Source organism: Deinococcus koreensis, from assembly GCF_002901445.1.
In the GTDB taxonomy this organism is placed as follows: domain Bacteria; phylum Deinococcota; class Deinococci; order Deinococcales; family Deinococcaceae; genus Deinococcus; species Deinococcus koreensis.
In genome coordinates, this window is record NZ_PPPD01000001.1 from 2,918,120 (window position 1) to 2,943,795 (window position 25,676).

Genomic DNA, 25,676 nt, shown 5'->3' on the forward strand with positions numbered 1-25,676 from the left:
AGGTCAGGCTGACCCCCATCATTACGCGAACAGAGGGGCCGGAGTTGCCGGACGGATTGAGCCCACCTCAATCCTCTGCCCGCCGGGGCCCGGACAGGGCACGGAGAACGGCCCCCGGCGCACCTGCTCGCGGGGGCCCTGTCGACACGGCTCGGCCTCGCTGGAGTATCAAAGGAAAGGTCGTTTGGCAGGGGCAGTCAGTCCGTCCCTACGCCCACTCTCTGCCCCGGAATCCGGCCCACCAGCCCCGGCTGCCTGACGACCGTCGGCACGCAGGCGCAGACCACCCTTCCCGGAGTCCGGAGGTCAGAACACGATGGGTTTGAGGCCGACGCTCTCCACGCCACAGGCCACGGTCAGGCCGCTGGCCGCCGGGGTCACCGTGCAGCCCAGGGCGCGCAGACCGGACACCGGGAAGATCAGGTTACGGCCGTCCGTGGCGGGGGCCAGCGGCAGTTCCACCGATCCGCCCTGGGTCTGCGCGCTGCGCTGCCCGACGGTGACGGTGAGCGGCTGCTGATCCTCGGTGCTCAGGCGGAACTTGCCCGCGCCCAGGCTGGTGACCTTCACCACTCCGGCGAGGTCGCTGCCCAGCACGTAGGGCTGGCCCCGGGTGACCCCGGCGGGCACGGCGATCTTGGCGGCCGGAGCGGCGGCGGCCTGCACGGCGTCCACCACGACCAGCGACTCCTGATCGGCCAGACTGCTCAGGAGCACGAAGGCCCCCACCGAGCCGCCGGCCTTCTGGGACACCAGCAGGGTGCTGGACTTGCCCGTGATCTTCCAGTCGCCGGCCGTGCGGCCACTGAGCCGACCCTTGATCAGCGGGCGCAGCGAGGCCGCGCCGCTCTTGACATACAGGCACACGGCCCGCGGGCTGAGCTTCAGGGCGGCCGGGCAGGACACGATCTGTCCGCGCACGGCGGCGCTCAGCTCCACGGCCACGGCACTGACCGCCTGGGTGGTCGCGCCCGAGGTGGTGGCCTTGGCCGGCGTGCTGGGGCTGGTGGGGGCGGGCGCAGCGGCGGGTGCGGGCTGTGCAGGCGCCATGGGTGCAGGTGCCGTGGGTGCGGGAGCCGTCTGGGCATGGGCGGAGGGCAGCACCAGGGCCGAGGTCATGAGCAGCGTCAGCAGTCCGGCGCGCAGGGAAGCGGAATGGGAAACCATATGCCGGCATCCTAAGCGCGCTGCATGAGCGTCTACTTTGAAGGCCAGGCCGCCCTTCCCGGGGGGCCGTGGGCCGCTTCCTCCGGCCGGCCGCCCCCCGGATCAATTGCCGCACCGACACGCCCCCGGGCCGATCAGAACACGTGAAGGTCTTCACAGCGCCCACCCGGGCCACGGGGCTATGGTCTGAACCCATGGTCAGTACACTTTCCCGCCCCGCCCGTGCGCGCAGCGCCGCCGAGAAGAACCAACGCCGCGACGACATTCTGAGGGCCGCCGAACGCCTCTGGACGAGCACCTCCTACACCGACCTGAGCATGAACCACGTGGCCCGCGAGGCCAAGCTGGCCAAGGGCACCCTCTACCTGTACTTCGACACCAAGGAAGAACTGTTCCTGGCCCTGGTCACCGAGCACCTGCACACCTGGGTGACCAGCACCGTGAGGCTGCTGCAGGAACGCCAGCCGGGCAGCCCCCAGGCGGTGGCCGACGTGCTGATCGACGCCAGTGCGGACGTGGCGCCCCTCAGGCGGCTGCTGGTGCTGCTGGGCACGGTGCTGGAGCGTAACGTGCGCCCCGAGCTGACCCGCGAGTTCCGCAGGGAGCTGCGGGCCCGGATCGGCGTGCTGGTCTCGCACCTGCCCTTCAGCGAGGCGACCGGCCTGCGGATTCTGCGCCATCTCTACGCCCTGGGACTGGGCTGGCAGCAGCTCACCGAGGAAATGACGCTGAGCGCCCCGCCCAGCGACGCCCAGCGCGAGCCGGAAGGGGCCTCCGATCCCTTCTCCCACGAGTTCGAACTTGCCATGCGGGCGGTCATCGACCGGCTGGCGGCCGAGGAGCCCCGCGGCAGCCAGGCCTGAGTGGCTGTCCGGCCGCCGGCCTCTGCTGCCGGTCAGCTCCGTTCTGTCCTGAGACACAGTCTGACTGGTGGCGGCCCTGCCGAGGGGCCCCGCACAAGCCCTACACAGCCGCCCCCCTCCCGGCGCCGGGGCTGCGTATCCTCTGAGCCATGACCGTTCCTCAGACGTCCCCGCCCCAGACGACCGAGCCTCAGACGACCGAGCCCCAGTCGGCGCTCGACCCGCTGAACACCGCCGTCCTGACCATCGCCTGCGCGGATCAGCGGGGCATCGTCGCGGCGGTGTCGCAGTTCCTGCACGGCCACGGCGCGAACATCATCCACAGCGACCAGCACAGCACGGATCCTGCGGGCGGCACCTTCTTCATGCGGATGGAGTTCCACCTCGCCGGGCTGGATCTGGCCCGCGAGGCCTTCGAGCGCACCTTCGCCGCCGAGGTCGCCGGCCCCTTCGGGATGGACTGGAACCTCAGCTACCGCACGGTGCCCAAGCGCATGGTGATCCTGGTCAGCCGCTACGACCACTGTTTCCTGGATCTGCTGTGGCGCAAGCGCCGGGGCGACATCATGGTGGAGATCCCCCTGATCATCTCCAACCACGGCGACCTGCGCCGCGACGCCGAGATGTTCGGCATTCCCTTCCAGGTCGTGCCCGTGACCAGGGAGACCAAGGCCGAGGCCGAGGCCGAGCAGGTGCGGCTGATGAAGGAGGCCGGCGCCGACTTCGCCGTCCTGGCCCGCTACATGCAGATCCTCTCGGGCGAGTTCCTGCGGAGCTTCGGGCGGCCGGTCATCAACATCCACCACTCGTTCCTGCCGGCCTTCGTGGGTGCCAACCCCTACCGCGCGGCCTTCAACCGGGGCGTGAAGCTCATCGGCGCGACCAGCCATTACGTGACCGAGGAACTGGACGCCGGCCCGATCATCGAGCAGGACGTCCTGCCGGTCACCCACCGCGAGACGCCGGACTCCCTGATGCGCCTGGGCCGCGACGTGGAGCGCCAGGTGCTGGCCCGCGCCGTGAAGGCCCACATCGACGACCGCGTGCTGGTGCACGGCAACAAGACCGTGGTGTTCTGAGCACGCCAGTCACGCCCGAACGCCAGGCCCTGCTGGACGAGGGCGACCGGCTGGCCCGCGCGCTGGCGCAGACCCTGATCTGCACACTGGACGACCAGCCCAGGGTGATCCTGCTGGGCCGCAGCCTGGCCGTGAACCTGCTGCCGGCCTTTCAGGACACCCTGGAACTGATCAGCCGGCGGGCCGGGCAGCCACAGCGGGGCCTGCTGACCCTGGACGACCGGGGCAAGCTGATGCTGCAGACCGTGGACGGCGACGGCGTGCTGCGTCACCGCCTGGGGGCCGACAACCTGATCGCGGGGCTGCTCTACCGCCACGGCCGCCTCGACCCTGTGGTGCGCGCCCACCTGCAAGGCGGGCTGAGCGGCGACGAGCACCACGCCACGCGCGCCCTGGTGGCCTGCCTGAAGAGCCGGCCCGTGCTGCAGGCCATGCAGCGCCAGATCTCCGCCCTGCTGAAGTAGGGGGCTGAAAGAATGGAGAGGCCGTGATCCCCGAAGCCACAAGCCGTCCCTGGATACACTCTGGAGCATGGCGACCGTGTACCTGATCCTGCTGACCCTGCACAACATCAACCGCTGGCTGGTGCTGGCGACCGGCGTATGGACACTGATCCGCACCGTGCCGGGCGTCCGCAGCGGCCGCGCCTTCACGCCGCAGGATCGCCGCCCGGTGGTGGCCTTCACCGGCACCGTGCACCTGCAGCTGATCCTGGGCCTGCTGTTGTACGGCCTGCTGGGCTCGCAGGGGGCGCCGGTCTTCGCGGGCGCCCCGAATGCCGGCTTCCAGTGGCAGCACCTGGGCCTAGGTCTGCTGGCGGCCGTCACCGCCACGGTGGGCAGCGCCCTGAGCCGCCGGGCCGCCAGCGACCGGGGCAAATTCCGCGTGGCGACCACCTGGACGGCCATCACGCTGCTGCTGGTGCTGCTGCTGATTCCCTGGTGGCGCCCGCTGCTGCGGCTGTTCACGGGGGGCTGAGCGCTCCCCCGGACTGCCGTCTGAGGGCCGAATACGCGGAGCTGTCCCGAGTGTTCGACCCTCGTCCCTTGTCCGTCGCCGCTCTTCGCCACTCCGCGAGTCCCCGTGCCCTCGATGAATCGGGACGGGATCGGAGCCCTGGTCAGTCTGCGGCCACCGGCAGGGGCCCGACCTCTGGCGGCGCCCGGAACGGCAGGCGCAGGAGGTCGCGCAGCACCCGTGCGCCATGCGCCTTGCTGGGCATGTACCACGTGAAGAAACCCAGCCGCAGCGCCCAGGCCGCCCAGCCGGTCAGGGGCACGCCCAGCAGCTCGGCCACGCCGTTGCCCAGGCCCAGGCTGGCGGCCTGCCCCAGTCCCCTGTAGGAAAAGCGTTTCAGGGGCCGACCACGCACGCTCAGGGCGATGTTGCTGCCCGCCCACATGCCGTGTTTCATGGCCCACAGCGCATTGGCCGGGCAGGAGTCAGGCGCTCCCGGACGCCGGACCACCGCCGCGTCTCCGCCCGTCCAGACGGCCGCCTGGCTCCGCACCCGCAGGAACTCGTCGGCCAGCAGGCGCCCCGAGGCGTCGCGCGGCAGGGCTTCAGTGCCCGGCAGGACGCTCAGCGAGATGCCGGCGGCGAACAGCACCTCGTCGGCGTGGATCAGCGGCCCCCCTTTCAGGCGCACGCCCCCCGGCCGCAGTTCGGTGGCCCGCGCGCCCAGGTGCAGGCGCACCCCGGCGCGTTCCAGCGACCTCTGGGCATGCTGTGCCAGACCTGGGAACCGCTCGCTGAGACCGTCCAGCACGCCCCCGCTGCTCAGCAGGTGCACCCGGCCGGGCAGGGCCTCGCGCCTCAGGCGTTCCTGAAGGGCCGCCGCCATCTCCACCCCGGCGAAGCCGCCGCCGATCACGGCGAAGGTCGTGGGCTGGCGCGAGCGGAAGCGTTCCTCCAGGCGGGTGCGGAACGCCTGCATGTCGCGCGAGTCCTTGAGCCGCCAGCCGAATTCGCGCAGCCCCGGCAGCCGCTCGAAGGGGTCGCGCGAGCCGGTGCCGAGCAGCAGGTGGTCGTAGCCCAGGGTGCAGGTGCCGCCGGCCGCGAGCGCGACCTCGACCGTCTGCGCGTCCAGATCGGCGCGCGTGGCCGTGCCCTCGACCAGCCGGGCACGGGGCAGCAGCGGCCCCAGCGGCGTGAGCGTGTGCTCCAGCCCCAGCAGACCGCCCAGCACCTCGCCGGTGAAGCCGTGAAAGGTGTGGAAGGGCGTGGGGTTGACCACCGTGATCCGGATCTCCCCGCGCCTGACCGCCCCGCCGGCGCGGCGCAGGATCGAGCGGTAGGCGTCGATGCCCACGTAGCCGCCGCCCAGGATCAGGACACGGGCCCCCCCGCTCACGCCGGGACACCCTGCAGGGGCCGCAGCGGGCGCCGGGCGCGGGGCTCCAGGCTCACCGGCTCGCCGAAGGAATGCGGCGCGGCCAGCGTGAAGCCCAGGTGGCTGAAGCGCCCCGCCAGATGCAGCAGGTACTCGGCCTGCGCCACCGAGGGCGCTCCCAGCGCGAAGTGCCCGGGGTGTCCCGCCAGGCCCAGCAGCAGCGTCTCGGCCAGACACGCGAAGGCGATGCCCGTGGGCAGCCCCAGGTAGCCGCGCCGCCGCACCCCCGGCACGCTGACCAGCCCGCCGTCCACGATGCGGATATCCGGCCGCTCCAGCAGCAGCTCCGGGCGCGTGTTGCGCGGCTGGGTGTCGTCGAGCACGGTGGCGCCCAGGCCCAGGTGTTCGCTGCGGAGCACGGCGTCCGGCGCGCTGGTGAGCAGCACCACCAGGTCGGCGCCGCGCACCCGGGCCATGTCGGTGGTGATCTCGGCCCGGCCCTCGCCCAGACGGGCCTGCAGGCCGCGCAGGCGCCCCTCGTGGCGGGCGACCAGCAGGAGCGGGTTGCTCGTCCGCGCCGCCAGCAGCTGGGTCAGGCAGCTTCCCACGCTGCCGCTGGCGCCCACCACGGCGATCCGCGCGGCGGGCGGGCACTGGGCCAGCAGGCGTTGCACGCCCAGGAAGGTCATGGCCGCCGTGAAGGCGTTGCCGTTCGTCACCCCGATGTCCTCGCGGTGACGGAACACCCCCCCGCCCCCGGTGGCCGGCGCGGTCAGGGCGCCCAGGCCCACGGTGCGCGCGCCCAGGTCGCGGGCCCGGTCGACCGCCCGGCCGATGGTGCCCTGCACCCGCGGGCCGCCGGCTAGCAGCTGCCGGGGCGTGAGCGGCACCGTGATCAGCCAGCCCGCCGGGCGCTCCGGGTTGTCCTCGTAGCGCAGGACGCCGGTCACTACGCTGGGCAGCGAGACCCGGCGCATCAGCCCCTCGTAGACCGGGTTCGGGATCAGCCCCAGCGGGCGGCACACGCCTCCCAGGTCACGCGCCACGTCCGTGCGCGGATGCACCAGGAAGGCGACCGGGTGGCGGGGCCGGAATGCCTGTTCGGGGGCTGGCCCAGCGGGGCTGAGGTCGGTGCGGCTGTGCTCGGTGTCCCTGTCCATGGAGGCACTGTGCACAGCGGGGCGTGATCAGGCCATTATCGGCCCGGGCGGAAGCGTGATCGGCGCGGTGACCGGTCAGGGTCAGGCCGGTTCGCCGGGGCTCCAGATACATCCGTCGTCGTGGCCTCTGGTCTCGGGCGCGGAACAGCTTGGCCGAGCAGGGGCCACGACGGACGGGATGGACTTAGGGGGCGGTGTCAGGAGTCGGGCGGAATCCGTCTCAGCGCCCGGGTTCGATGATCACCTTGCCGGTGGTCTTGCGATCCAGCAGATCCTGGAAGGCCCGCGCACTGTCGGCCAGTGGGTAGACAGGGCCGACCTGCGGCGTGACCTGGCCGCTGCCGACCAGCCCCGCGAGCGCCTGGGCGGCCTCCCGGGTCGCCTCCACGTCCCCCATCAGCGAGGTGACCCACAGGCCCGTCACGGTCAGGTTGCGCTTCATCAGTTCGAACGGCCGCAGGGTGGCCCCCTCGCGGCTGGCGTTGCCGATCACGATGATGCGGCCCCGGTGGGCGGCCACATCCAGGCTCTCCTGAAAGCGTGACCCGCCGACCACTTCCAGAATCAGGGGGATGCCCTGCCCGCCCGCCGCGTCGCGGAGCTTCTGCACGCGCTCGGGGTCGTCCTGCAGCAGCGTCACGTCGGCGCCCAGGTCGCGGGCGATCTGGAGTTTTTCCTCGGTGCTGGCGGTGGCGGCCACCTTCATCCCCAGCGCCCTGGCGAGCTGGATGCTGGCCGTGCCCAGCGCGCCCGCCGCCGCCTGCACCCAGACCCACTCGCCGCTCTCTCCGCGCCCCAGGGTTTTCAGGCCGTGGTACGCCGTGAAATACGACACGGGGAAGGCGGCCGCCTGCGGGCCGCTCAACGACTCCGGCACCGGGATGATGCCCGAGGCGCGCACCACGGCGTATTTTGCCAGCGCGCCGCTGCCGCCGAGCGCGGCGACCCGCTGGCCCACGCGCACGCCCCCCACTCCACCGGCGGGTACGCCCTCGCCCAGCGACTCCACGATCCCGGCGAACTCCATGCCCGGCGTGTAGGGCACCCGCGTGCGGGTCAGGTACTCGCCCGCCACCGCCAGCACGTCCGCGAAGTTGATGCCCACGGCCTCGACCTCGATCCGCACCTCGCCGGGGCCGGGCGTGGGCACCGGCACATCGCGCAGCTCCATCACGTCGGGCGGGCCGAGCCGCTCTACCACCACCGCTCTCATCATTTCTGGGCCGCTCGTCTCCGGATTGCTCATGGCGGCAGCATAGCGGGTGTCCCCCGGGAAGTGAACGTAAACGTACACCTTGAACGCGGACGTGTTTGACCGCCCCCAGGAATCGTGGAAAGCTGGGGGCCGCAACCGCAATCCGTTCCCTGCCACCCGCCGAAGGAGGCCCATTTCATGAGCATCGTCGACCAGTCCCGCCAGGATGACATCCTCGTCCTGACCATCAACAACCCGCCCGTCAACGCCTTCTCGCCCGGCGTGCCCGAGGGCCTGAAAGCCGGCCTGGACGCCGCCGCCGCCGACGACACCATCCGGGCGGTCGTCATCATCGGCGGCGGGCGCACCTTCGTCGCCGGGGCCGACATCAGGACCTTCAACCTGCCCCGCGAGCAGTCGCCGGATCTGCGCGGCACCATCCAGAAGCTCGACGCCTTCCCCAAACCGACCGTGGCCGCCATCCACGGCACGGCGCTGGGCGGCGGCCTGGAACTGGCGATGGGCTGCAGCTACCGCGTGGCGGTGAAAGATGCCCAGGTGGGCCTGCCGGAAGTGAAACTGGGCGTGCTGCCCGGCGCCGGCGGCACCCAGAGATTGCCCCGCGTGGTCGGGGCGCAGAAGGCACTGGAGATGATGCTGTCGGGGAATCCCATCAAGGCAACCGAAGCGCTGCAGCTCGGCCTGATCGACCAGCTTGTGGACGGCGACCTGCTGGCCGGCGCGCTGGCCTTCGCCCGCGGGCACGCCGATACCCGCCCGCTGCCGCGCATCAGCGAGAAGGCCGTGCCCGGCGCCGCGCCCGAGGTCTTCGCCGCCGCCCGCGAAGGCATCAAGAAGACCCACCGGGGCCAGCTCTCGCCGTCGCTGATCGTCGATCTCGCCGAGATGGCCGCCACGAAACCCTTCGCGGAGGGCTGGGACGCCGAGGCCACCCTGTTCATGCAGGCCAAGGACTCGCCGCAGTCGCGCGGCCTGCGCCACATCTTCTTCGCGGAGCGCGAGAGCGCGAAGATTCCGGGCCTCACGAAAGACACGCCCACCACCGAAATCAGATCCGCCGGGATCATCGGCGCGGGCACCATGGGCGGCGGCATCGCCATGAACTTCCTGAACGCCGGGATTCCCGTGACCATCGTGGAGACCGCGCAGGACGCCCTCGACCGGGGCCTGGGCGTGATCCGGAAGAACTACGAGAACACCGCGAAGAAGGGCCGCATGACCATGGAGGACGTCGAGGGGCGCATGGCCCTCCTGACCCCGACCCTCGACATGGCCGACCTGAAGGACGCCGACATCATCATCGAGGCCGTGTTCGAGAACATGGACGTGAAGAAGGAGATCTTCACGCGGCTCGACGCCATCGCCAAGCCCGGCGCGATCCTGGCGACGAACACCTCCACCCTGGACGTGAACGAGATCGCCAGCGTCACGAAACGCCCTGAGAGCGTCATTGGCCTGCACTTCTTCAGCCCCGCCAACGTCATGAAGCTGCTGGAGATCGTGCGCGCCGACCAGACCAGCGACTCGGTGCTGGCCACCAGCATGGCCCTGGCGAAGAAGATCAGGAAAGTCGGCGTGGTCGTGGGCGTCTGCGACGGCTTCGTCGGCAACCGCATGGTGCACCGCTACGGCGACGAGGCCCGCAAGCTCGTCGAGGAAGGCGCGAAACCCGAGGACGTGGACGCCAGCATGAACGCGCTGGGCCTGCCGATGGGCCCCTTCCAGATGAGCGACATGGCCGGCCTGGACATCGGCTACGCCATCAGAGCGCACCAGGCGAAGGTGGCGGGCAGGCCCAAACCGGACGGCTGGCTCGACCGCATCGTGGAACGCGGCCGCAAGGGCCAGAAAACGGGGGCCGGCATCTACGACTACGACGAGACTCGCAAGCCCAGGCCCAACGCCGAGATGCAGCGGCTCATCGAGGACTACCGCGCCGAGAAGGGCGTCACCCCCCGCGAGATCACCCAGGAGGAGAGCACCAAGCGCCTCGCCTACTCGCTGGTGAACGAGGGCGCCAGGATTCTGGAGGAGGGCATCGCGCAGCGCGCCGGGGATATCGACGTGATCTACATCTACGGCTACGGCTTCCCCGCCTACCGGGGCGGCCCCATGCAGTACGCCAGCGAGCAGGGTCTGCAAAGCGTGGTGGCTGACCTGGAGCGCTACGGCCAGACCCCCGCGCCCCTGCTGAAGCGTCTGGCCGATGAAGGAAAGACGTTCGCGGACTTTGATGCGGAGAAGGGACGGGGGTGAGGCGATCGCTGCGCTCACCCACCCCCTCTGCTGTGCAGCTCTGCGAGTCCCGGCCTCCCCCCTCGAGGGGGAGGGGCACGGCGCGGTAGGAGGCAGAATGTCGAGCCGCCTGCCGCCAACCAGTCCGTCGTCGCAGATTGCGCGTGCTTTGCGGCGGAACCTGACACCCGAAGAACGCCTGTTGTGGAGCCGGATCCGCAGCCGACAACTCGGTGTCAGCTTTCGCCGGCAGGAACCTATGGGCCGGTATGTCGTCGACTTCGTGTGTTATGAGCGGGGGCTGGTTGTTGAACTCGACGGCAGCCAGCATGCAGATAGTGCAGATGATGTGATTCGGGATGCAGACATGCTCGAACACGGCTTCAAGACACTCCGTTTCTGGAACAACGAAGTCAGAAGCAACCCTGATGGAGTTCTGGAGCGCATACAACAGGCCCTGAATCTTCAGACCCCTCCCCCTTGAGGGGGGAGGCTGGGAGGGGGTGACCTGGCCCGGCGCCCCTTCCTGACCACCGTCAAGCCACCCATCCAAAGGAGTCCCATCATGCCCGAAGCAGTCATCGTTTCCACCGCCCGCACCCCCATCGGCAAGGCCTACCGGGGCTACCTGAACGACACCCACGGCTCCGACATCGGCGCGCACGCGGTTACCCATGCGGTACAGCGGGCGGGCGTCGATCCGTCCGAAATTGAGGACGTGATCATGGGGGCCGGCAACCCGGAGGGCGCGACCGGCTCCAACATCGCCCGGCAGATCGCGCTGCGCTCCGGCTTTCCGGTCACGGTCAGCGGCGTTACGGTCAACCGTTTCTGCTCCAGCGGCCTGAACACCATCGCGCTGGCCGCGAACCACATCATGGCCGGGCAGGGCGACATCTTCGTGGCGGGCGGCCTGGAGAGCATCTCCCTGACGCAGAACGAGCACGCCAACAAGTACCGCCTGCGGGGCGAGTGGCTGATGGAGCACAAGCCTGAGATCTATATGTCCATGCTGGAAACCGCCGAGATTGTCTCGAAGCGCTACGGCGTCTCGCGTGAGCAGCAGGACGAGTACGCACTGACGAGCCAGCAGCGCACGGCGGCGGCGCAGCAGGCGGGCAAGTTCGACCACGAGATCGTGCCCATGACCGCGACCATGAAGGTTCAGGACAAGGCGACCGGCGAGATCAGCGACAAGGAAGTGACGCTGAAGCTGGACGAGGGCAACCGCCCCGATACGACGCTGGAAGGGCTGCAGAAGCTCAAGCCGGTGTTCGAGGGCGGCGTGATCACGGCCGGGAACGCCTCGCAGCTTTCCGACGGCGCGGCGGCGGTGGTGGTCATGAATGCCGACGTGGCCCGCGAGCGCGGCCTGCAGCCCCTGGGGCTCTTCAAGGGCTTCGCCATCGCCGGCTGCGAACCCGACGAGATGGGCATCGGCCCGATCTACGCCGTGCCCAAGCTCCTGAAGCGCCACGGCCTGAGCGTGGGCGACATCGACCTGTGGGAGCTGAACGAGGCCTTCGCCGTGCAGGCGCTGTACTGCCGCGACCAGCTGGGCATCGACCCCGAGAGGTACAACGTGAACGGCGGCTCCATCTCCATCGGGCACCCCTACGGCATGAGCGGCGCCCGCCTGACCGGCCACGCCCTGCTGGAAGGCAAGCGGCGCGGCGCCAGGCACGTCGTCGTGACCATGTGCGTCGGCGGCGGCATGGGCGCGGCGGGGTTGTTCGAGGTGCTGTAGAGGTCTTATAGAACGGGAGAGGGGCCGCCAGCGTCGTGCAGGCGGCCCCTCTCCGTCACGCCCTCCACCGGCCCCGAGCGCCCCTCGCACCGCAACTGGTCAGGTTGAGCGTCAGCGAAGCGTCTCCAGGTCAAGACCCAGGCGAGATCCTTCAGCGCGTTCAGGCTGAATGCGAAGCCTCGTCGGGCCAGTTCACCACTCTTCCAGACCCTGCGCTTCGCCCCACTCCGTCTCGTCGTGAAGCTGTTCGGGACGTATCCGGCCGAGCAGAAACTCCAGCGAAGGAGGTGAGGGAGGAGGCCGCCGGTCGCCCGTCCGATCGACAGAGACCAGTCTGTGATGTTCGAATAAACCAGCCTGCTGATCGTCCTCGTCCACGACTCCCTCCCCGCCGGCCGCCACGGTGCCGGGCCGACCACCCCTCTACAATGCCCCCTATGTCGGACGTTTCCCCCAACAAGCCCGGCGAGGTGCAGCGTGCAGACCTCGTGGCGTGGCTCAATGAGTACCTGAACATCGGCGCCTATCCCGATCCGAGCCTGAACGGCCTGCAGATCCAGGGCACGGACATCGTCCGGCGCGTGGCCGCGTCCGTGGATACCAGCGTCAAGACCCTCCAGCACGCGGCCGACAGCGGGGCGGACATCCTGCTCGTGCATCACGGGCTGTTCTGGAGGCAGGCGCTGCCCATCGTGGGGCCGCACTACCAGCGCGTCCGGACGGCGGTCATGGCCGACCTGAACCTGTACGCGGCGCATATCCCGCTGGACGCCCACCCGGAGGTCGGCAACAATGCCATGATCGCCCGCGCGCTGAGCCTGCAGAACGCGGTGCCCTTCGGGACGTGGGAGGGCCAGCCCATCGGTCTGGCGGGCGAACTGCCCTTCGAGCAGTCCCTGCAGGACTTCGCGGATCGCGTGCAGAAGCTGACCGGCGAGATCTGCCTCGTTCACGGCGGCGGCGGCCCCACGGTGCGGCGCGTGGGTATCTGCAGCGGGGGCGGCGCCGACCGCGTGCCCGAGGCGGCGGCGCTGGGCCTGGACACCCTGCTGACCGGCGAGCCCGAGCACAAGCACTTCCACGACGCCTTCGAGTACGGGATCAACGTGGTCTTTGCCGGCCACTACGAGACCGAGGTCTTCGGGGTGCGCGCCCTGGCCGCGAAGGTCGAGGAGGAATTCGGCCTGCCCTGGCAGTTCCTGCACCACCCCACCGGCCTGTGATGGGCGCTGCGCGCCGTCCATGGTCGATGGTCGGTGGAACATGGAGTCTGTTCGATCAACCATCGACCATCAACCCTCCCCGACCCGTAGGGGCCTGATGTTCGTCACCTTCGAGGGGCCGGAGGGCGCGGGCAAGACCACCCAGCTCACGCGGCTGGTGGCCCGGCTGGAGCGGGAGGGCGTGGCGCACATGGTCACCCGTGAGCCCGGCGGCACCCCGCTGGGCAGCCGGGTTCGGGACGTGCTGCTCGACCCGGCGCTGGAGATCGACCCGCTGCCCGAGTTCCTGCTGTATTCGGCGAGCCGGGCGCAGCTCGTGGCGAACGTGATCCGGCCCGCGCTGGACAGGGGAGAGGTGGTGGTCTGCGACCGCTATGCCGATTCCAGCCTCGCCTATCAGGGTTCCGGACGTGGGCTGGAGGGAGCGCTGCTGGCGGACATCACGCGGGCGGCGACCGGGGGCCTGAGCCCGAACCTGACCGTGCTGCTCGACCTCGACCCGGTGGTGGGCCTGGAGCGGGCTGCGCGCCGGGGGCAACCCGACCGCCTGGAGCGGGCCGACCTGGCCTTCCACCAGCGGGTACGGGCCGGGTTCCTGGCGCTGGCCGGGCGCGAACCGGAACGCTTCCTGTGCCTGGACGCCACCCAGGACGAGGACACGCTGCAGGCCGCGATCTGGGCCGCCGTCGCCGCGCGCCTGGGCGTGTAGGCGCACACGAGCGACCCGTGAGGCGGGTTCAGCCTGGCGCTCACAGCGACTTGAGCGTGTCTCCACACTGGCCTTGAGCTATTCTTCATCTATGTCAGACCTGAGCGTGAGCCCGGATGGGGCCCGCCCTGACCCCGAACTCTGGTTCCACACGCTGACGGACACCCTGGCCTGTGCCCGCAGCGTGGCCGACCTCCAGGCGGCCGGGCTCGGGCCAGCCCTGCAGGCACTGGGGATCGGCGCCGCCAGCGCGGTGTGGGTGCCCTGCCCAGAGGCTTCCTCCCCTGCAGACCAGCCAGGGGACGGCGAGCGACCCACCCTGGTGCCGCTCTCCGCCGGGCCGCTGACCCTGCTGAACCTCACGGGCACCGGCGCCGGCACACCCGTAGAAGTTGCCCTGAACGGCGAGGCCCTGTACTTTCCGGACGCGGGGGCGCTGGGACAGACGTCTCCGGAACGGGGTGGACAGGTGGGGGGGGTCGCCTCGGCGGCCGTCCTGCCGCTGTGGCTGGGCGGGGTGATCCTGGGGGCGCTGGCGCTGGAGTTTCCCGCCCCAGAGGACTTCGCGCCCCCCCGGCGGCGGCAGCTGCAGACCCTGGCCGCCCTGCTGGCGCAGGGACTGGCGCGAGTGCTCGGCGATCAGCCGGGGCCGCAGCCGGGCGGCCGCACGGACAGAGCCGGCAGCCCCCAGGACAGTGGCGCGCAGGACGCCTTCGTCGCCTTCACCGAGGCGGTCGGAACGCAGACGGACATGCACAGCCTGACCCGACAGGCGGTCGGCGCCCTGCTGGCCCAGTTCGGAGATGCGGAGGCAGCGTATTTCGTGAGGCGGGACGGGCTGTTCACGCTCTTCGCCTGGACGCCGGACATGGAGCAGGACGCGGAACTGCTGTCGACCCTGAGGGCCGGTCTGCCGCTGGACACGCCGATCTTTGCCCAGTCGCTGCAGACCATGCAGCCCGTTTTCGTCGACCACTGGGACGCCCAGGCCGGGCAGGTGGCGCAGTCCGGGGCCTTCGCCTCGGCCGCCACCGCACCGATCGTGCTGGACGGCGAGGTGCGCGGGATGCTCTCGGCGGGCCTGCGCCGCTCCGGCGGCTGGACGGCGCGCGACCGGGCCGTGTTCCAGGCGGTGGCGCGCAGCCTGCGACTGGCCCTGGAGCGCGCAGACATCACCGCCCAGCTGGAGGCCAGGAACACCGAGCTGGCCGCGCGCACCGGCGCCCTGGAGAGCTTCGCGGAGCTGACCCGCGATCTGAACCTGCTGGGCGACCCGGCCGCCCTGGTGCGGCGCGCGCAGGAGGTGGCCGTGAGCCTGATCCCCAGCGGCTTCGCGATGTACTACGAACTGGAGGATCAGGTCTGGCACCTGAAATCGCAGGTGGGCGCCCCGGCCGATCCGGCGCTCGGCGCCCTGCTGAGCACCCCACTGCCCTACGCCCAGGCGCGGGATTTCCAGCTGCCCTGGGACAGCGGCCAGCCGTTCTACACCGATGCGGGCAATGCCGGGCGAGACACCCGCCTGCCCGGCACCGAGGGCCTGGAGTGCAGCGCCATCCTGCCCGTGCTGGTCGGCACGCAGCGGCAGGGCATGTTCGGCTACGGCCTCGACGGGCGTCGCCTGTGGTCGGCGGCCGACCGCGCGGTGCTGGAGAGCGTCGTTCGCTCGCTGGGGCTGGCCCTGGAGCGCACCCTGCAGACCCGCCGGCTGCGGGAGGAGCGCGCCGCGCTGGAGGCTTTCACGGTCTTCACCGAGGCGGCGGGAGTGCAGACCGACGTGCTGGGCCTCTCGCACCAGGCCTTCGAGGTGCTCCGGGCACGCTTCAGCGACACCAGCACCTCGGTGTACTACCAGCTCGAGGAGGATCGGCTGGTGGCCCGCAGCTGGTCTCCGGACATCGAGGATCAGCCAGAGCTGCTGGCCGTCCTGCGCGCCGGCCTGCCGCTGGATACCCCCCTGTTCGCCGAGGCGATCCGCAGCGGCGAGGCGACCTTTACCGAGCGCTGGGACTCGGCGCGCCAGCAGATCGCCCACACCGAGGCCTACGGCGCCGCCGCCGTGTACCCGCTGAGGGTGCAGGGCCGACTCTTCGCGTTCATGGGGCTGGGCCTGCGGAGCAGCCGCAACTGGACGGAGCAGGACGCGGCCGTGCTGCGGGCGGTGGGGCGCGGGCTGACCCTGGCGCTGGAACGTGCCGCCGTGGTGGCGCAGCTCGCGCAGCGCACCCGTGAGCTGGAACACAGCAACGCGGAGCTGGAGCAGTTCGCCTACGTGGCCAGCCACGACCTCCAGGAACCGCTCCGCAGCGTCACCAGTTTCGCCCAGCTGCTGGCGTCCCGCTATCAGGGGCACCCGGACGGCCCCCAGGACGAAAGGGTGCAGACCTACGTCCAGGTCATCACCGAGGGTACCAGCCGCATGGCGCAGCTGATCCAGGATCTGCTGGCCTTTTCGCGGGTGGCCACCTCGGAGGCGCCCTTCGTGACCGTGCAGACCGGGCAGGTCGTCGCGCGGGTCATGCAGGATCTGTCGGCCCAGCAGGAGCGCACGCAGGCCCAGGTCAGGGTGGCCGAGCTCCCGGATGTGCTGGGCGACCCCTCGCAGCTGCGCCAGCTCTTCCAGAACCTGATCGGCAACGCCCTCAAGTTCACGGCCCCCGGCCGCCCGCCCGTGGTACAGGTGCGGGCCGAGGCGCAGGGCGGGCTGATCCGCTTCAGCGTGTCCGACAACGGCATCGGCATCGAGCCGCAGCACCACGAGCGGATCTTCGGCATCTTCCAGCGCCTGCACGCCCGCGACGTCTACGAGGGCAGCGGTATCGGCCTGTCGATCGCCCGCAAGATCGTCGAGCGCCACCGGGGCCATCTGGGGCTGAGTTCCAGCGGCGTGGGCACGACCTTCTCCTTCACCCTGCCGGCCGCGCCAGACTCGGAGGCCGCGCCTCCAGCGTCGGCCTAGCGGCGGGGGGTCTGGCCGACCGTGTCGGCTTTCACGCCGGGCACCCTGACCTCGAACATCAGTTCCCAGCGCTTGCCGGTGATCAGCAGCGTGCCCCGTTCCGGGATGAAGGCGATGCCGTTCGGAACGTCGTCGAAGGTCAGTGGCCTGCCAGAGCGCACGGCCTGCAGGCTGGCCTCGCGGGTCAGGTTCGCCACGTCGATCCAGGCCGTGACCCGGCCCGTCTGGGGGTCGATCCGGGCGATCCGGTCGCTGAGCCAGACGTTGGCGTAGATCTGGCCCTGCACGTATTCCAGCTCGTTGAGGTTCTTCACCGGCTGACCCTGATCCGTGACCTGTACGCTCCGGCGAACCGCGAAGGTCTTGGGATCGCGCCAGACCAGCGTGGAGGTGCCGTTGCTCATGATCAGCGCCCGGCCGTCGGTGGTCAGGCCCCAGCCCTCGCCGCTGTAGCGGTAGCGGCCGGTCTCGCGCAGGGTCTTGGCGTCGAAGGTAAAGGCCACGCCGTCCTGCCAGGTCAGGTGGTAGGCCACGCCCCCCAGCACGGTCACGCCCTCGCCGAAGGACGTCGCGATCGGCGTCTCCGTTTCGGCCAGCACCCGCCCCGTCTTCAGGTTCAGGCGCCGGACACCGGAGGCCCCGACCTGACCGGTGCTCTCGATATACACGCCGTCGCCCAGATACTGCAGCCCCTCGGTAAAGGCCAGGCGGTCGTGCGGGTGGCGGGCCGTGACCACGGGCGTGAGCACCGGGGTGCGGCCCTGGGCGCTGCCCGGCGCTCCTGCGCCCGCCGAGCCCGAACCCGCCGGGCCAGGGCCGGTCACCGGCTGGGCCAGGGCCGCCGAAGCGAGCAGGGTGGAGAGCAGCAGGGGTAGGGAGACGCGCACTCCCCCATGGTAGTGGCAAGCCGGTGGGGCAGGTGACCGCCGTGCCCCGTCCCGCCTTTGGCCCACCTTTGGGAAGTGTTCAGATGGACTGGGTTCAGATGGGCCGGGTTCAGATGGGCCGGGTTAAGACGAACTGTGTTCACAGCGAGACGGGTTCAGAGGTGGCCGGCGGCGGCCCGCACCGCCTCGTGGGGATCGCTCTGCAGCGGGCGCAGATGCCGGGGTTCGTCCCACTGCGTCAGGGCCCAGGCGGCGGCCTCGCGCACCTCCCAGGTGGGGTCGGCGGCGCCGGCCAGCAGCAGCGGCCAGCCCTGCGGAGCGCGGGTGTTGCCCAGCACGGTCAGGGCGTTGCGGGCCATGCCCTTGCGGCGCGGGCGCAGGAAGGCGCTGCCGGCGAAGGCGCGCTCGAAGCCCCGCTCGCTGACCCCGAAGAAGCGGCCCAGATCGGGAAACGCCAGCTCGGGCTCGGGCCGCAGCAGTGTAGCCAGCGGGCCGGCGTGCTCGCTCCACGGACAGACCTCACTGCACACGTCGCAGCCGAACAGCCAGTCGCCCACGCCAGGGCGCAGCTCCAGGGGCAGCGGGCCCCGGTGCTCGATGGTCAGGTACGAGATACAGCGCCGCGCGTCGATGGCCCGGTCGTCCCCGATGGCGTTCGTGGGGCAGGCGGCCACGCAGCGAAAGCAGCGGCCGCAGCGATCCGGATGATCCTGGGGTGGCCCCTGTAGCGGCAGGTCGGTCAGCAGCACCGCCAGGGTCACGAAGGCGCCCAGGCGCGTGCTCACCAGCATTCCGGACTTGCCGCGCCAGCCCAGGAAGCCGCCCGCCGCGAACAGCCGCTCCATCACCGGGCCGTGATCCACGTAGCCCCGCGCCCGTACGCCCAGCGCGGCCGCCTCCTGTTCCAGGCGGCTCAGCACGGGCTGGAGCTGGTCGTGGTAGTCGGGCGTCCAGGCGTAGCGCGCCACCCGGCCCACCCGCACGCCGCCGGCCGGCTTCGGCGGCTCCGTGAAGGCGTGAGACACGCCCAGCACTAGCACGCTGCCCACGCCTTCCAGCCGGCTGGACGGATCGGCGCGGGCGGGCAACTGCCGTTCCAGATAGCCCATGCCCGCGTGCCGACCGGCCGCGAGCCAGCCAGCGTACTCGTCTACGGCGCCCTGCGGAACCTGCGCCGGTGCCCAGCCCACCGCGTCCGCGCCCAGATGCTGCGCGAGGTCGGCGAGGGTCTCGGCGGCGCTCATGCCTGGAAGTATGCCCTCCCCAGGGTGAGCGCCGCTGGAAGGTTCGTCACACCGACAGGAAAGCCGGCGCAACGCAAGAAGCGGCGACCACTTCAAGTGCCCTGCCCGAACCGTGCCCCTGCTGTCGCTCGACCGCTCGACGGTTCGACCCTTCAACAGCTCCCTACAGGCTGGCCTTCGCCATCTTCCAGGCGTTCTCGAAGCCCTCGCCGCGCTCGGGGCGGGCCATCACGCGGCCCAGGCCCTGCGCCAGGGTCATGCTGGGCACGTTCATCTCGGTCACGCGCCGAACACCTTCCCACACGGCCTCGGCGCGCGCCACCTCGCCCGCTTCGGCGTTCAGGGCAAAGCGCACGCCGTCGCCGCTCAGTTCCACGCCGCACAGGTCGCCGTTCTCGCGCCCGCAGCGGCCCGATTTGAAGGTCACGTTCCGCAGGTCACGCCACTTCAGGGTGTCGGCGACGAAGCCCGCGAACAGCCGGGCGGGCAGATCCTTGCGCCCGGAATAGCGCACGGTCAGGTGGGTGATCCGGGGGAGCTGCCGGGCGGCGTCGGGCGAGTCGAAGACCTGGGCCAGCGCCTCGCGCCACGGTGCCGAGCGGCTCCAGCCCAGGTCGGCCAGCGCGTAGTGGCGCGCCGGGGGGACGTCCAGCGAGAGCGAGTCGCAGATGATCTGGTCGGCCACGTCGGTCAGCTCGTGCATGAGGACGCCGCCGGGCTTGGTGTCGGCGCCCCACCAGACATGGTTGACCGTGGCTGGGCGCAGCAGCGGCAGGATCGCGCCCTGCAGCTGCCCGGCGTTGGCGTCCAGGGTCAACCTCTCCACGTACAGCCCGCCGTGCTGCGGCACCAGGCTGGCGTGCACCTTCAGGTCGTCCGAGCCGTCCATCACGCCGATGATCTGCCGCCCGGCGAAGCGCCCCTCCAGCCCCGCCAGCGCCTCCTCCACCCGCCGGACATGGGCGTGAACGGTGAGCGCGATGATGTTGCCGGTGTAGGCCCGCGTCTCCACGTTTGTCTGCGCCCACAGCTCGTCCAGCGTGCTCTGGGCGCGGCGCACGGAAGTCAGGGCCGGCCCCAGCGGCTTCAGGTCGGTGGCGTAGGTCATATGCCGCCTCTGGCGGCGCAGAAGGTGGATGGCAGATGGCAGAGGGCAAAAACCCAGGTTGCAGTCATGCCATCAGCCATCAGCCCTCTGCCATCTGCCATCGGCCGCTCTTTCATAGTCTCCTCCAGCGCCGATCCGGGCCGATCAGCTCGTCGGCGGCGTCGGGGCCCCAGGTGCCGGAGGTGTAGTTCGGGAACTCGGGGGCCGACCCGCCCTCCCAGGCTTCCAGGATGCCGCTCACGAGCTGCCAGGCGTGATCGACCTCGTCCTCGCGGGGGAAGAGGGTCGCGTCGCCCAGCAGGGCGTCGAGCAGCAGCCGGGAATACGGACTTTCCAGCTGCGCCCCGAAGGCGTCGTAGCGGAAGTCCATCACGACCTCGCGCAGCACCATCTCTTGCCCCGGTGTCTTGGAGGAGAACTTCAGGCTCACGCCCTCGTCGGGCTGGATGCGGAAGGCCAGCACGTTGCGCTCCAGGCCGCCCGGGAAGATGCCCAGCGGCGGGCGCTTGAACACCACCGCGATCTCGGTGACCTTCTTGGGCAGCCGCTTGCCGGTTCGCAGGAAGAAGGGCACGCCCTGCCAGCGCCAGTTGTCCACCTCCAGCTTGACCGCCACGTAGGTCGGGGTGGGGGAAGCCGGACGGACGTTGGGCTCCTGGCGGTAGCCCGGCACCTTGGCCCCGTCCATGGTGCCGGGGCCGTACTGCCCGCGCACGGCCACACTCTTCACGCGCCCGCGCGGGATCTCCCTCACCGCCCGCAGCACCTTGACCTTCTCGTCGCGGATCGCCTCGGCGTCGAAGGCGGCCGGAGCTTCCATGGCGGTCAGGGCGAAGAGCTGCATCAGGTGGTTCTGCAGCATGTCGCGCACCACGCCGGCTTCCTCGTAGTAGCCGGCGCGGCCCTCCAGCCCCAGATCCTCCGAGGCGGTGATCTGCACATGATCGACGTAGCCCCGGTTCCACAGCGGTTCGAAGATGGCGTTGCCAAATCTGATCGCCATCAGGTTCTGCACCGTCTCCTTGCCCAGATAGTGGTCGATGCGGTAGACCTGCGATTCGTCCCAGGACTTGTGGATGGCGTCGTTCAGCTCGCGGGCGCTGTCCAGGTCGCGGCCGAAGGGCTTCTCGATGACCAGCCGGCGCCAGCCCTCGGATTCGTCGGCCAGGCCCAGGCGCCCCAGCCCGTTGCTGATCGGCTCGAAGAGGCTGGGCGGGGTGGAGAGGTAGAACAGCGCGTTCTTGCGCCCGCCGTGGTCGTCCTGGGCGCGGGCCAGCTCCTTGTCGATCAGGGCGTACACCTCGTCGCCGGAGAAGTCGCCGAACTCGTAGTAGAGCAGCTCGCGGAACTTCTCCAGGTTGCCGGGCTGCGGGGTGTCGGTTTCCTTACTGCCTTCCAGGGCCTGGATCACGAAGTCCTTGAACTGCTCGTCGTTCATGTCCTGGCGGCCGATCCCGACGATGTTGAAGGCGCTGCCCAGCAGGCCGTCCTGCCACAGCCCGAACACGGCGGGCAGCAGCTTGCGCCGCGCCAGGTCGCCGGTCGCGCCGAAGATGACCAGCGTGGCGGGTTCGGGCGCCCGGCTGCGGCGCATGTGAGTGCGGAAGGGGTTGTGTGCCTCGCCGCCGGGCACAGCGGCGGGCACGCGCTTGCGCGACTTTCTGGTCGTGCCCTCGCCGCTGGCGGCCAGGGTGGCTGCGGTCGGCGCCGGTTGCGCCACGCCCACCTTCTCCGAGGCCCGTTTTTTCGTCACGGCCTGGCGGGTGGCCTGTGGGGAGGTGGCCCGTGGGGCTGCCGGAGCGGCCTTCGTCCCGGCCGCCTTCTTGCGCGTTCCGGTCATTCGTCGCCCTTCACGCGCTGCTGACCAGACTCGCCCAGCTGCTGGGCCTGGTCGGCGCTGCCGGTCGAGGCGGCGGCCGCGGCGGGAATGTTCTTCGGGGCGGCGGCCTCGGGATGCTCGCCGGCCTGCACGGCGGGCACCATACCCTCCTGCCTGGGCGCCTCCAGCGTCTTGACCGCGTGCCCGCCGAAGGCGCGGCGCATGGCCGAGAGCATCTGGCCGGCGTAGGAGACCTCCTGCTGGCTGCGAAAGCGCATCTGGGTCGCCAGCGTGATGACCGGGGTGGGCACGCCCAGCTCGATGGAGTCGATGATCGTCCAGCGCCCCTCGCCGGAGTCGGCCACGTAGTCCGAGAGCTGCTCGAAATCGGCGGAGTTCTTCAGTGCCTCGGCGGTCAGGTCGAGCAGCCAGCTCCGCACGACCGAGCCGTGGCGCCACAGCTCCGCGATCTGGGCCATGTCCAGCTCGAAGTCCTTCTTGGCGTTCAGCAGCTCGAAGCCCTCGGCGTAGGCCTGCATCATGCCGTACTCGATGCCATTGTGCACCATCTTCACGTAATGCCCGCTGCCCGAAGGCCCCATGCGGCCCCAGCCGCGATCCGGCGCGGGGGCCAGCACCTCCAGCGCGGGGCGCAGGCGCTCCACGGCGTCCTCGGGGCCGCCGACCATCATGGCGTAGCCCTCCTTCAGGCCCCAGATCCCGCCCGAGGTGCCCACGTCGACGAAGTGCAGCCCCCGGGCGGCCAGTTCCTCGGCGCGGCGCTTGGTGTCGTTGAAATTGGAGTTCCCGCCGTCGATGATGATGTCGCCGGGCGAGAGGCGGGCGGCCAGGTCGTCGATGACTGACTGGGTGATCTTGCCGGCGGGCACCATCAGCCACACGGCGCGCGTTCCCGGCTCGCCCAGCGCGGCGATAAAGTCGTCCATGGAGCGGGTGCCCTGGGCGCCGTGGGCCTCGATGTTCTGCAGGGCCTCCTCGGAGCGGTCGTAGCCGACCACGTGCTGGCCGCCCTGCTGCAGCCGCAGCACCATGTTGCCGCCCATTTTCCCCAGGCCAATCATGCCGATCTTCATTCCGTACCTCCCGGCGGGGAAGCGCTTCCACGCCGCCTCCGTTCACGTCGGGCATGATACGCCGCCCACTTCGGCCGCTGGCCGGAGCTTAAGACATGGTGTTTCCCTGTGCCGGGGAGGCGGGACCCGTGCCCAGGCCCCAGGTGCTAGCGTGGGCTCATGAGTGCCCCCGCCCTCCCCATCCCTGCCCAGCCGCACGCCCCGCTGCCCGGCGCCGAGGTGCTGGACAAGGCGGCGCGCGGCGAGCGCCTGAGCGCCGCCGAGATCGAGTCGCTGTACCACCTGCCGCTGCCGGAGGTCGCCTCGGTGGCCAACCTGCTGCGGGGGGCGCGCCGCGACCCCGGAGTGGTGAGCTTCCTGATCGACCGCAACATCAACTACACCAACATCTGCAACGTGGGCTGCAACTTCTGCGCCTTCTACCGCACCGGGCGCCAGAAGGACAGCTACACCCTGGAATACGAGCAGGTCAGCGCCAAGATCCGTGAGCTGGAGGCCGTGAACGGCACGCGCATCCTGCTGCAGGGCGGTGTGAACCCGGCGCTGGGCCTGGACTACTACACCGGCCTGCTGCGCCACGTGAAGGCGAACCACCCGACCATCCGGATCGACGCGTTCTCGCCCGAAGAAGTGCTGTTCATGGAAAAGACCTTCGGCCTGAGCCTGGACGCGCTGCTCGACACGCTGATCGAGGCGGGGCTGGACGGGTTGCCCGGCGCCGGGGGCGAGATCCTGGAAGACGACGTGCGGGCCAAGGCGGCGCCGGCGCGCATCCGTTCCGACGACTGGTTCCGCATTCTGGACGCGGCGCAGCGCAAGGGGCTGTACACGATCTCGACCATGGTGATCGGCTTCGGCGAGACCTACGCCCAGCGCACCAGCCACCTCCTGAAGATCCGGGATCAGCAGGACAGGGCCCTGCGCGACTACGGCGGCAACGGCTTTTCGGGCTTCGCCATGTGGACGCTGCAGACCGAGCACACCCGCCTGCACGGCAAGGCGCCGGGCGCCAGCGCCCACGAGTACCTGCAGCAGCTCGCCATCGCGCGGATCGCGCTGGACAACGTGGTCAACATCCAGGCGTCGTGGCCGGCGCAGGGCTTCAAGGTCGCGCAGGCGGCGCTGTTCTACGGCGCGAACGACCTGGGTTCCACCATGCTGGAGGAGAACGTGGTCTCGGCGGCGGGGGGGCACGGCCGGCACCAGGCCACCGTGCGCGAACTGATCCGTATCGCCGTGGACGCCGGGTTCCGGCCCGCCATCCGCAACAGCCGCTTCCAGATCATCGACTGGCCCGACGCCCGGGCCGCCCTGCACCAGAGCGAGGCCAATCCCGAGCGGGAGCGCGCCGTCGGGACGCCGGGCTGAGGCCCGACCCGAGATGCTGGCGCTGGCCTACATCCTGTGTGAACGTCGTCCCCCACCGAGCAGCGACTGGGAGACCGAGGCGCGCTTCCTGATGCCGACTCCCTCCGCATTTCTGGAGGCGCTGGGCGCGGCGGGGCTGGCCGAGCGCCAGCATCCCGGCGACCTGAGCCTGCAGGTCAGCACCGATCTGCTGTTCGAGGACGGCGACATCGTGGGCCAGACCTGGGTGCGCCCGGACGAGCTGCCGGCGCTGCTGCCCCACGCCGACCCGGACATGGCGCTGCGCCTGCGGGCCTGGCTGGCCTTCGCCCAGGCCCTGCAGGCGGAGGGCCAGGACGCCCGGCTGATCATCTGGTTCATCCGCTAAAGCCTGTGGAGACACGGTTGATCGCGCACACCGCTCTATGCTGGGCCGCATGATCGAGTCGCTGATTGGACACACGCCCCTGGTGCAGCTCGCGCGCGTGACCGAACCCGGCATGGCGGACGTGTTCGTGAAGCTGGAGGGGCTCAACCCCGGCGGCAGCATCAAAGACCGCACTGCCCTGGGCCTCATCGAGGACGCCGAGCGCAGCGGCCGCCTGAAGCCCGGCGGCACCATCGTGGAGCCCACCAGCGGCAACACCGGCATCGGGCTGGCGCAGGTGGCGGCGGCCAAGGGGTACAAACTCGTCCTGTGTATGCCTGCCCAGATGAGCGAGGAGCGCAAGCGCACGCTGGTCGCCTACGGCGCCGAACTCGTGCTGACCGACCCCGAGCGCCGGATGCTGGCCGCCATCGAGGAGGCCGAGCGCATTGCTGCCGAGACGGGCGCCGTGATGATGGGCCAGTTTTCCAACCCCGCCAACCCGGCCACCCACGAACGCACCACCGGCCCCGAACTCTGGGAGCAGATGGAGGGCCGGATCGACGCCTTCGTGTACGGCAGCGGCACGGGCGGCACCATCAGCGGCGTGGGCCGCTACCTCAAGCGCCAGAACCCGGACGTTCAGGTGATCGCCGTGGAGCCGGCGCGCAGCAACGTCCTCTCGGGCGGCGAGCGCGGCGAGCACGGCTTCCAGGGCATGGGGCCGGGCTTCGTGCCGCCCAACCTCGACCGCAGTATCATCGACGACATCGTCCAGGTCTGGGAGGAGGACGCCTATCCGCTGGCCCGCCGGCTGGCGCAGGAGGAAGGCGTGTTCGTGGGCATGAGCAGCGGCGCCAACGCCTGGGCGGCGCTGCAGGTGGCCCGGCGGCTGGGCGGGGGCAAGCGCGTGGCGACCATCGCCTGCGACACGGGCGCGCGGTATCTCACCACCGCGCTGTATACCGGCGGCCCCGGCACGCCCAGCGGCCTGAAGCCCTACTCGCGCGAGCGGGTGGACTGAAGCCGCCCGGATCTGGACGGGCCTCTTCCGGATCAGCGGCCCTGGCTGACCTCCCCAGCCCCGGGCTTCGCTGTTTCCGCCGGTTTGGAGTCTGAG

The 25,676-nt window shown here is 70.6% G+C and carries 23 protein-coding genes; 13 read left to right on the forward strand and 10 right to left on the reverse strand.

Annotated features, from left to right (window positions below; translation table 11 throughout):
- Positions 1-306: 306 nt before the first annotated feature.
- Complete coding sequence (locus tag CVO96_RS13885) at positions 307-1,167, reverse strand: hypothetical protein (protein ID WP_103312740.1); 861 nt, start codon at positions 1,165-1,167, stop codon at positions 307-309.
- 194 nt (positions 1,168-1,361) lie between these two features.
- Between CVO96_RS13885 and CVO96_RS13890 the strand changes: the two genes are divergently transcribed.
- From CVO96_RS13890 to CVO96_RS13905, 4 genes are all read left to right on the forward strand, one after another.
- Entirely contained in the window at positions 1,362-2,030 is a 669-nt protein-coding gene (locus CVO96_RS13890; RefSeq protein WP_103312741.1) for a TetR/AcrR family transcriptional regulator, read from the forward strand.
- Between the two features lie 149 nt (positions 2,031-2,179).
- Complete coding sequence (gene purU / locus CVO96_RS13895; RefSeq protein WP_103312742.1) at positions 2,180-3,109, forward strand: formyltetrahydrofolate deformylase; 930 nt, start codon at positions 2,180-2,182, stop codon at positions 3,107-3,109.
- A gap of 104 nt (positions 3,110-3,213) precedes the next feature.
- Positions 3,214-3,573, forward strand: coding sequence for a hypothetical protein (locus tag CVO96_RS13900; protein WP_243398363.1), 360 nt, complete (start codon positions 3,214-3,216; stop codon positions 3,571-3,573).
- Between the two features lie 67 nt (positions 3,574-3,640).
- Positions 3,641-4,087 carry a hypothetical protein gene (locus CVO96_RS13905; protein WP_103312743.1) on the forward strand — a complete coding sequence of 149 codons (447 nt, stop codon included), beginning with the start codon at positions 3,641-3,643 and terminating at the stop codon, positions 4,085-4,087.
- 142 nt (positions 4,088-4,229) lie between these two features.
- Here the strand turns inward: CVO96_RS13905 and CVO96_RS13910 are convergent, their stop codons facing one another.
- The 3 genes from CVO96_RS13910 to CVO96_RS13920 form a co-directional block, all read right to left on the reverse strand.
- Positions 4,230-5,462: an NAD(P)/FAD-dependent oxidoreductase gene (locus tag CVO96_RS13910; protein ID WP_103312744.1), complete on the reverse strand. Its 1,233-nt coding sequence runs from the start codon at positions 5,460-5,462 to the stop codon at positions 4,230-4,232.
- A complete protein-coding gene (locus tag CVO96_RS13915; protein WP_243398364.1) occupies positions 5,459-6,601 on the reverse strand; it encodes a semialdehyde dehydrogenase in 1,143 nt (380 codons plus the stop codon). The genes CVO96_RS13910 and CVO96_RS13915 overlap by 4 nt, the downstream gene beginning before the upstream one ends.
- A 220-nt stretch (positions 6,602-6,821) precedes the next feature.
- The gene (locus CVO96_RS13920) at positions 6,822-7,847 is read right to left on the reverse strand and encodes an NADPH:quinone oxidoreductase family protein (RefSeq protein ID WP_243398365.1); all 1,026 of its coding nucleotides are present in this window, start codon (positions 7,845-7,847) and stop codon (positions 6,822-6,824) included.
- Positions 7,848-7,994: 147 nt separating this feature from the next.
- Between CVO96_RS13920 and CVO96_RS13925 the strand changes: the two genes are divergently transcribed.
- The 3 genes from CVO96_RS13925 (at position 7,995) to CVO96_RS13935 (ending at position 11,799) form a co-directional block, all read left to right on the forward strand.
- Positions 7,995-10,073, forward strand: a complete 2,079-nt coding sequence (locus CVO96_RS13925; RefSeq protein ID WP_103312745.1) for a 3-hydroxyacyl-CoA dehydrogenase NAD-binding domain-containing protein — start codon at positions 7,995-7,997, stop codon at positions 10,071-10,073.
- Between the two features lie 97 nt (positions 10,074-10,170).
- Positions 10,171-10,536 (forward strand): endonuclease domain-containing protein, encoded by a 366-nt coding sequence (locus CVO96_RS13930; RefSeq protein ID WP_103313504.1) that lies wholly within the window; start codon positions 10,171-10,173, stop codon positions 10,534-10,536.
- Between the two features lie 81 nt (positions 10,537-10,617).
- Positions 10,618-11,799, forward strand: coding sequence for an acetyl-CoA C-acyltransferase (locus CVO96_RS13935; RefSeq protein ID WP_103312746.1), 1,182 nt, complete (start codon positions 10,618-10,620; stop codon positions 11,797-11,799).
- Between the two features lie 192 nt (positions 11,800-11,991).
- On the opposite strand, the gene CVO96_RS20780 is transcribed toward CVO96_RS13935, so the two are convergent.
- Entirely contained in the window at positions 11,992-12,177 is a 186-nt protein-coding gene (locus CVO96_RS20780; protein WP_133161801.1) for a hypothetical protein, read from the reverse strand.
- A 50-nt stretch (positions 12,178-12,227) separates the two neighbouring features.
- Between CVO96_RS20780 and CVO96_RS13940 the strand changes: the two genes are divergently transcribed.
- From CVO96_RS13940 to CVO96_RS13950, 3 genes are all read left to right on the forward strand, one after another.
- Entirely contained in the window at positions 12,228-13,022 is a 795-nt protein-coding gene (locus tag CVO96_RS13940) for a Nif3-like dinuclear metal center hexameric protein (RefSeq protein WP_103312747.1), read from the forward strand.
- 97 nt (positions 13,023-13,119) lie between these two features.
- A complete protein-coding gene (tmk, locus tag CVO96_RS13945; protein WP_243398366.1) occupies positions 13,120-13,731 on the forward strand; it encodes a dTMP kinase in 612 nt (203 codons plus the stop codon).
- Between the two features lie 91 nt (positions 13,732-13,822).
- Positions 13,823-16,690, forward strand: coding sequence for a GAF domain-containing protein (locus CVO96_RS13950; RefSeq protein ID WP_103312749.1), 2,868 nt, complete (start codon positions 13,823-13,825; stop codon positions 16,688-16,690).
- Here CVO96_RS13950 and CVO96_RS13955 read toward each other — a convergent pair.
- The 5 genes from CVO96_RS13955 to gnd all read right to left on the reverse strand — a co-directional run bounded on the left by CVO96_RS13955 (position 16,687) and on the right by gnd (position 22,842).
- A complete protein-coding gene (locus CVO96_RS13955) occupies positions 16,687-17,577 on the reverse strand; it encodes a glutaminyl-peptide cyclotransferase (protein WP_103312750.1) in 891 nt (296 codons plus the stop codon). The genes CVO96_RS13950 and CVO96_RS13955 overlap by 4 nt on opposite strands.
- Before the next feature lie 155 nt (positions 17,578-17,732).
- Positions 17,733-18,821, reverse strand: coding sequence for a tRNA epoxyqueuosine(34) reductase QueG (gene queG, locus CVO96_RS13960; protein ID WP_103312751.1), 1,089 nt, complete (start codon positions 18,819-18,821; stop codon positions 17,733-17,735).
- A 163-nt stretch (positions 18,822-18,984) separates the two neighbouring features.
- Complete coding sequence (locus CVO96_RS13965; RefSeq protein ID WP_103312752.1) at positions 18,985-19,929, reverse strand: glucose-6-phosphate dehydrogenase assembly protein OpcA; 945 nt, start codon at positions 19,927-19,929, stop codon at positions 18,985-18,987.
- A 112-nt stretch (positions 19,930-20,041) separates the two neighbouring features.
- Positions 20,042-21,769 (reverse strand): glucose-6-phosphate dehydrogenase, encoded by a 1,728-nt coding sequence (gene zwf, locus CVO96_RS13970; RefSeq protein WP_103312753.1) that lies wholly within the window; start codon positions 21,767-21,769, stop codon positions 20,042-20,044.
- Entirely contained in the window at positions 21,766-22,842 is a 1,077-nt protein-coding gene (gene gnd, locus CVO96_RS13975; RefSeq protein WP_103312754.1) for a phosphogluconate dehydrogenase (NAD(+)-dependent, decarboxylating), read from the reverse strand. Before gnd ends, zwf begins: the two co-directional genes overlap by 4 nt.
- Positions 22,843-23,001: 159 nt before the next feature.
- On the opposite strand from gnd, the gene CVO96_RS13980 reads away from it, so the two are divergent.
- Genes CVO96_RS13980 through cysK form a run of 3 tightly spaced genes read left to right on the forward strand, consistent with a single transcriptional unit; the run spans position 23,002 to position 25,580 of the window.
- Positions 23,002-24,210 (forward strand): CofH family radical SAM protein, encoded by a 1,209-nt coding sequence (locus CVO96_RS13980; protein WP_103312755.1) that lies wholly within the window; start codon positions 23,002-23,004, stop codon positions 24,208-24,210.
- A 13-nt stretch (positions 24,211-24,223) separates the two neighbouring features.
- Positions 24,224-24,577 (forward strand): hypothetical protein, encoded by a 354-nt coding sequence (locus CVO96_RS13985; RefSeq protein WP_103312756.1) that lies wholly within the window; start codon positions 24,224-24,226, stop codon positions 24,575-24,577.
- Between the two features lie 49 nt (positions 24,578-24,626).
- Complete coding sequence (gene cysK / locus CVO96_RS13990) at positions 24,627-25,580, forward strand: cysteine synthase A (protein WP_103313505.1); 954 nt, start codon at positions 24,627-24,629, stop codon at positions 25,578-25,580.
- Positions 25,581-25,676: the final 96 nt, after the last annotated feature.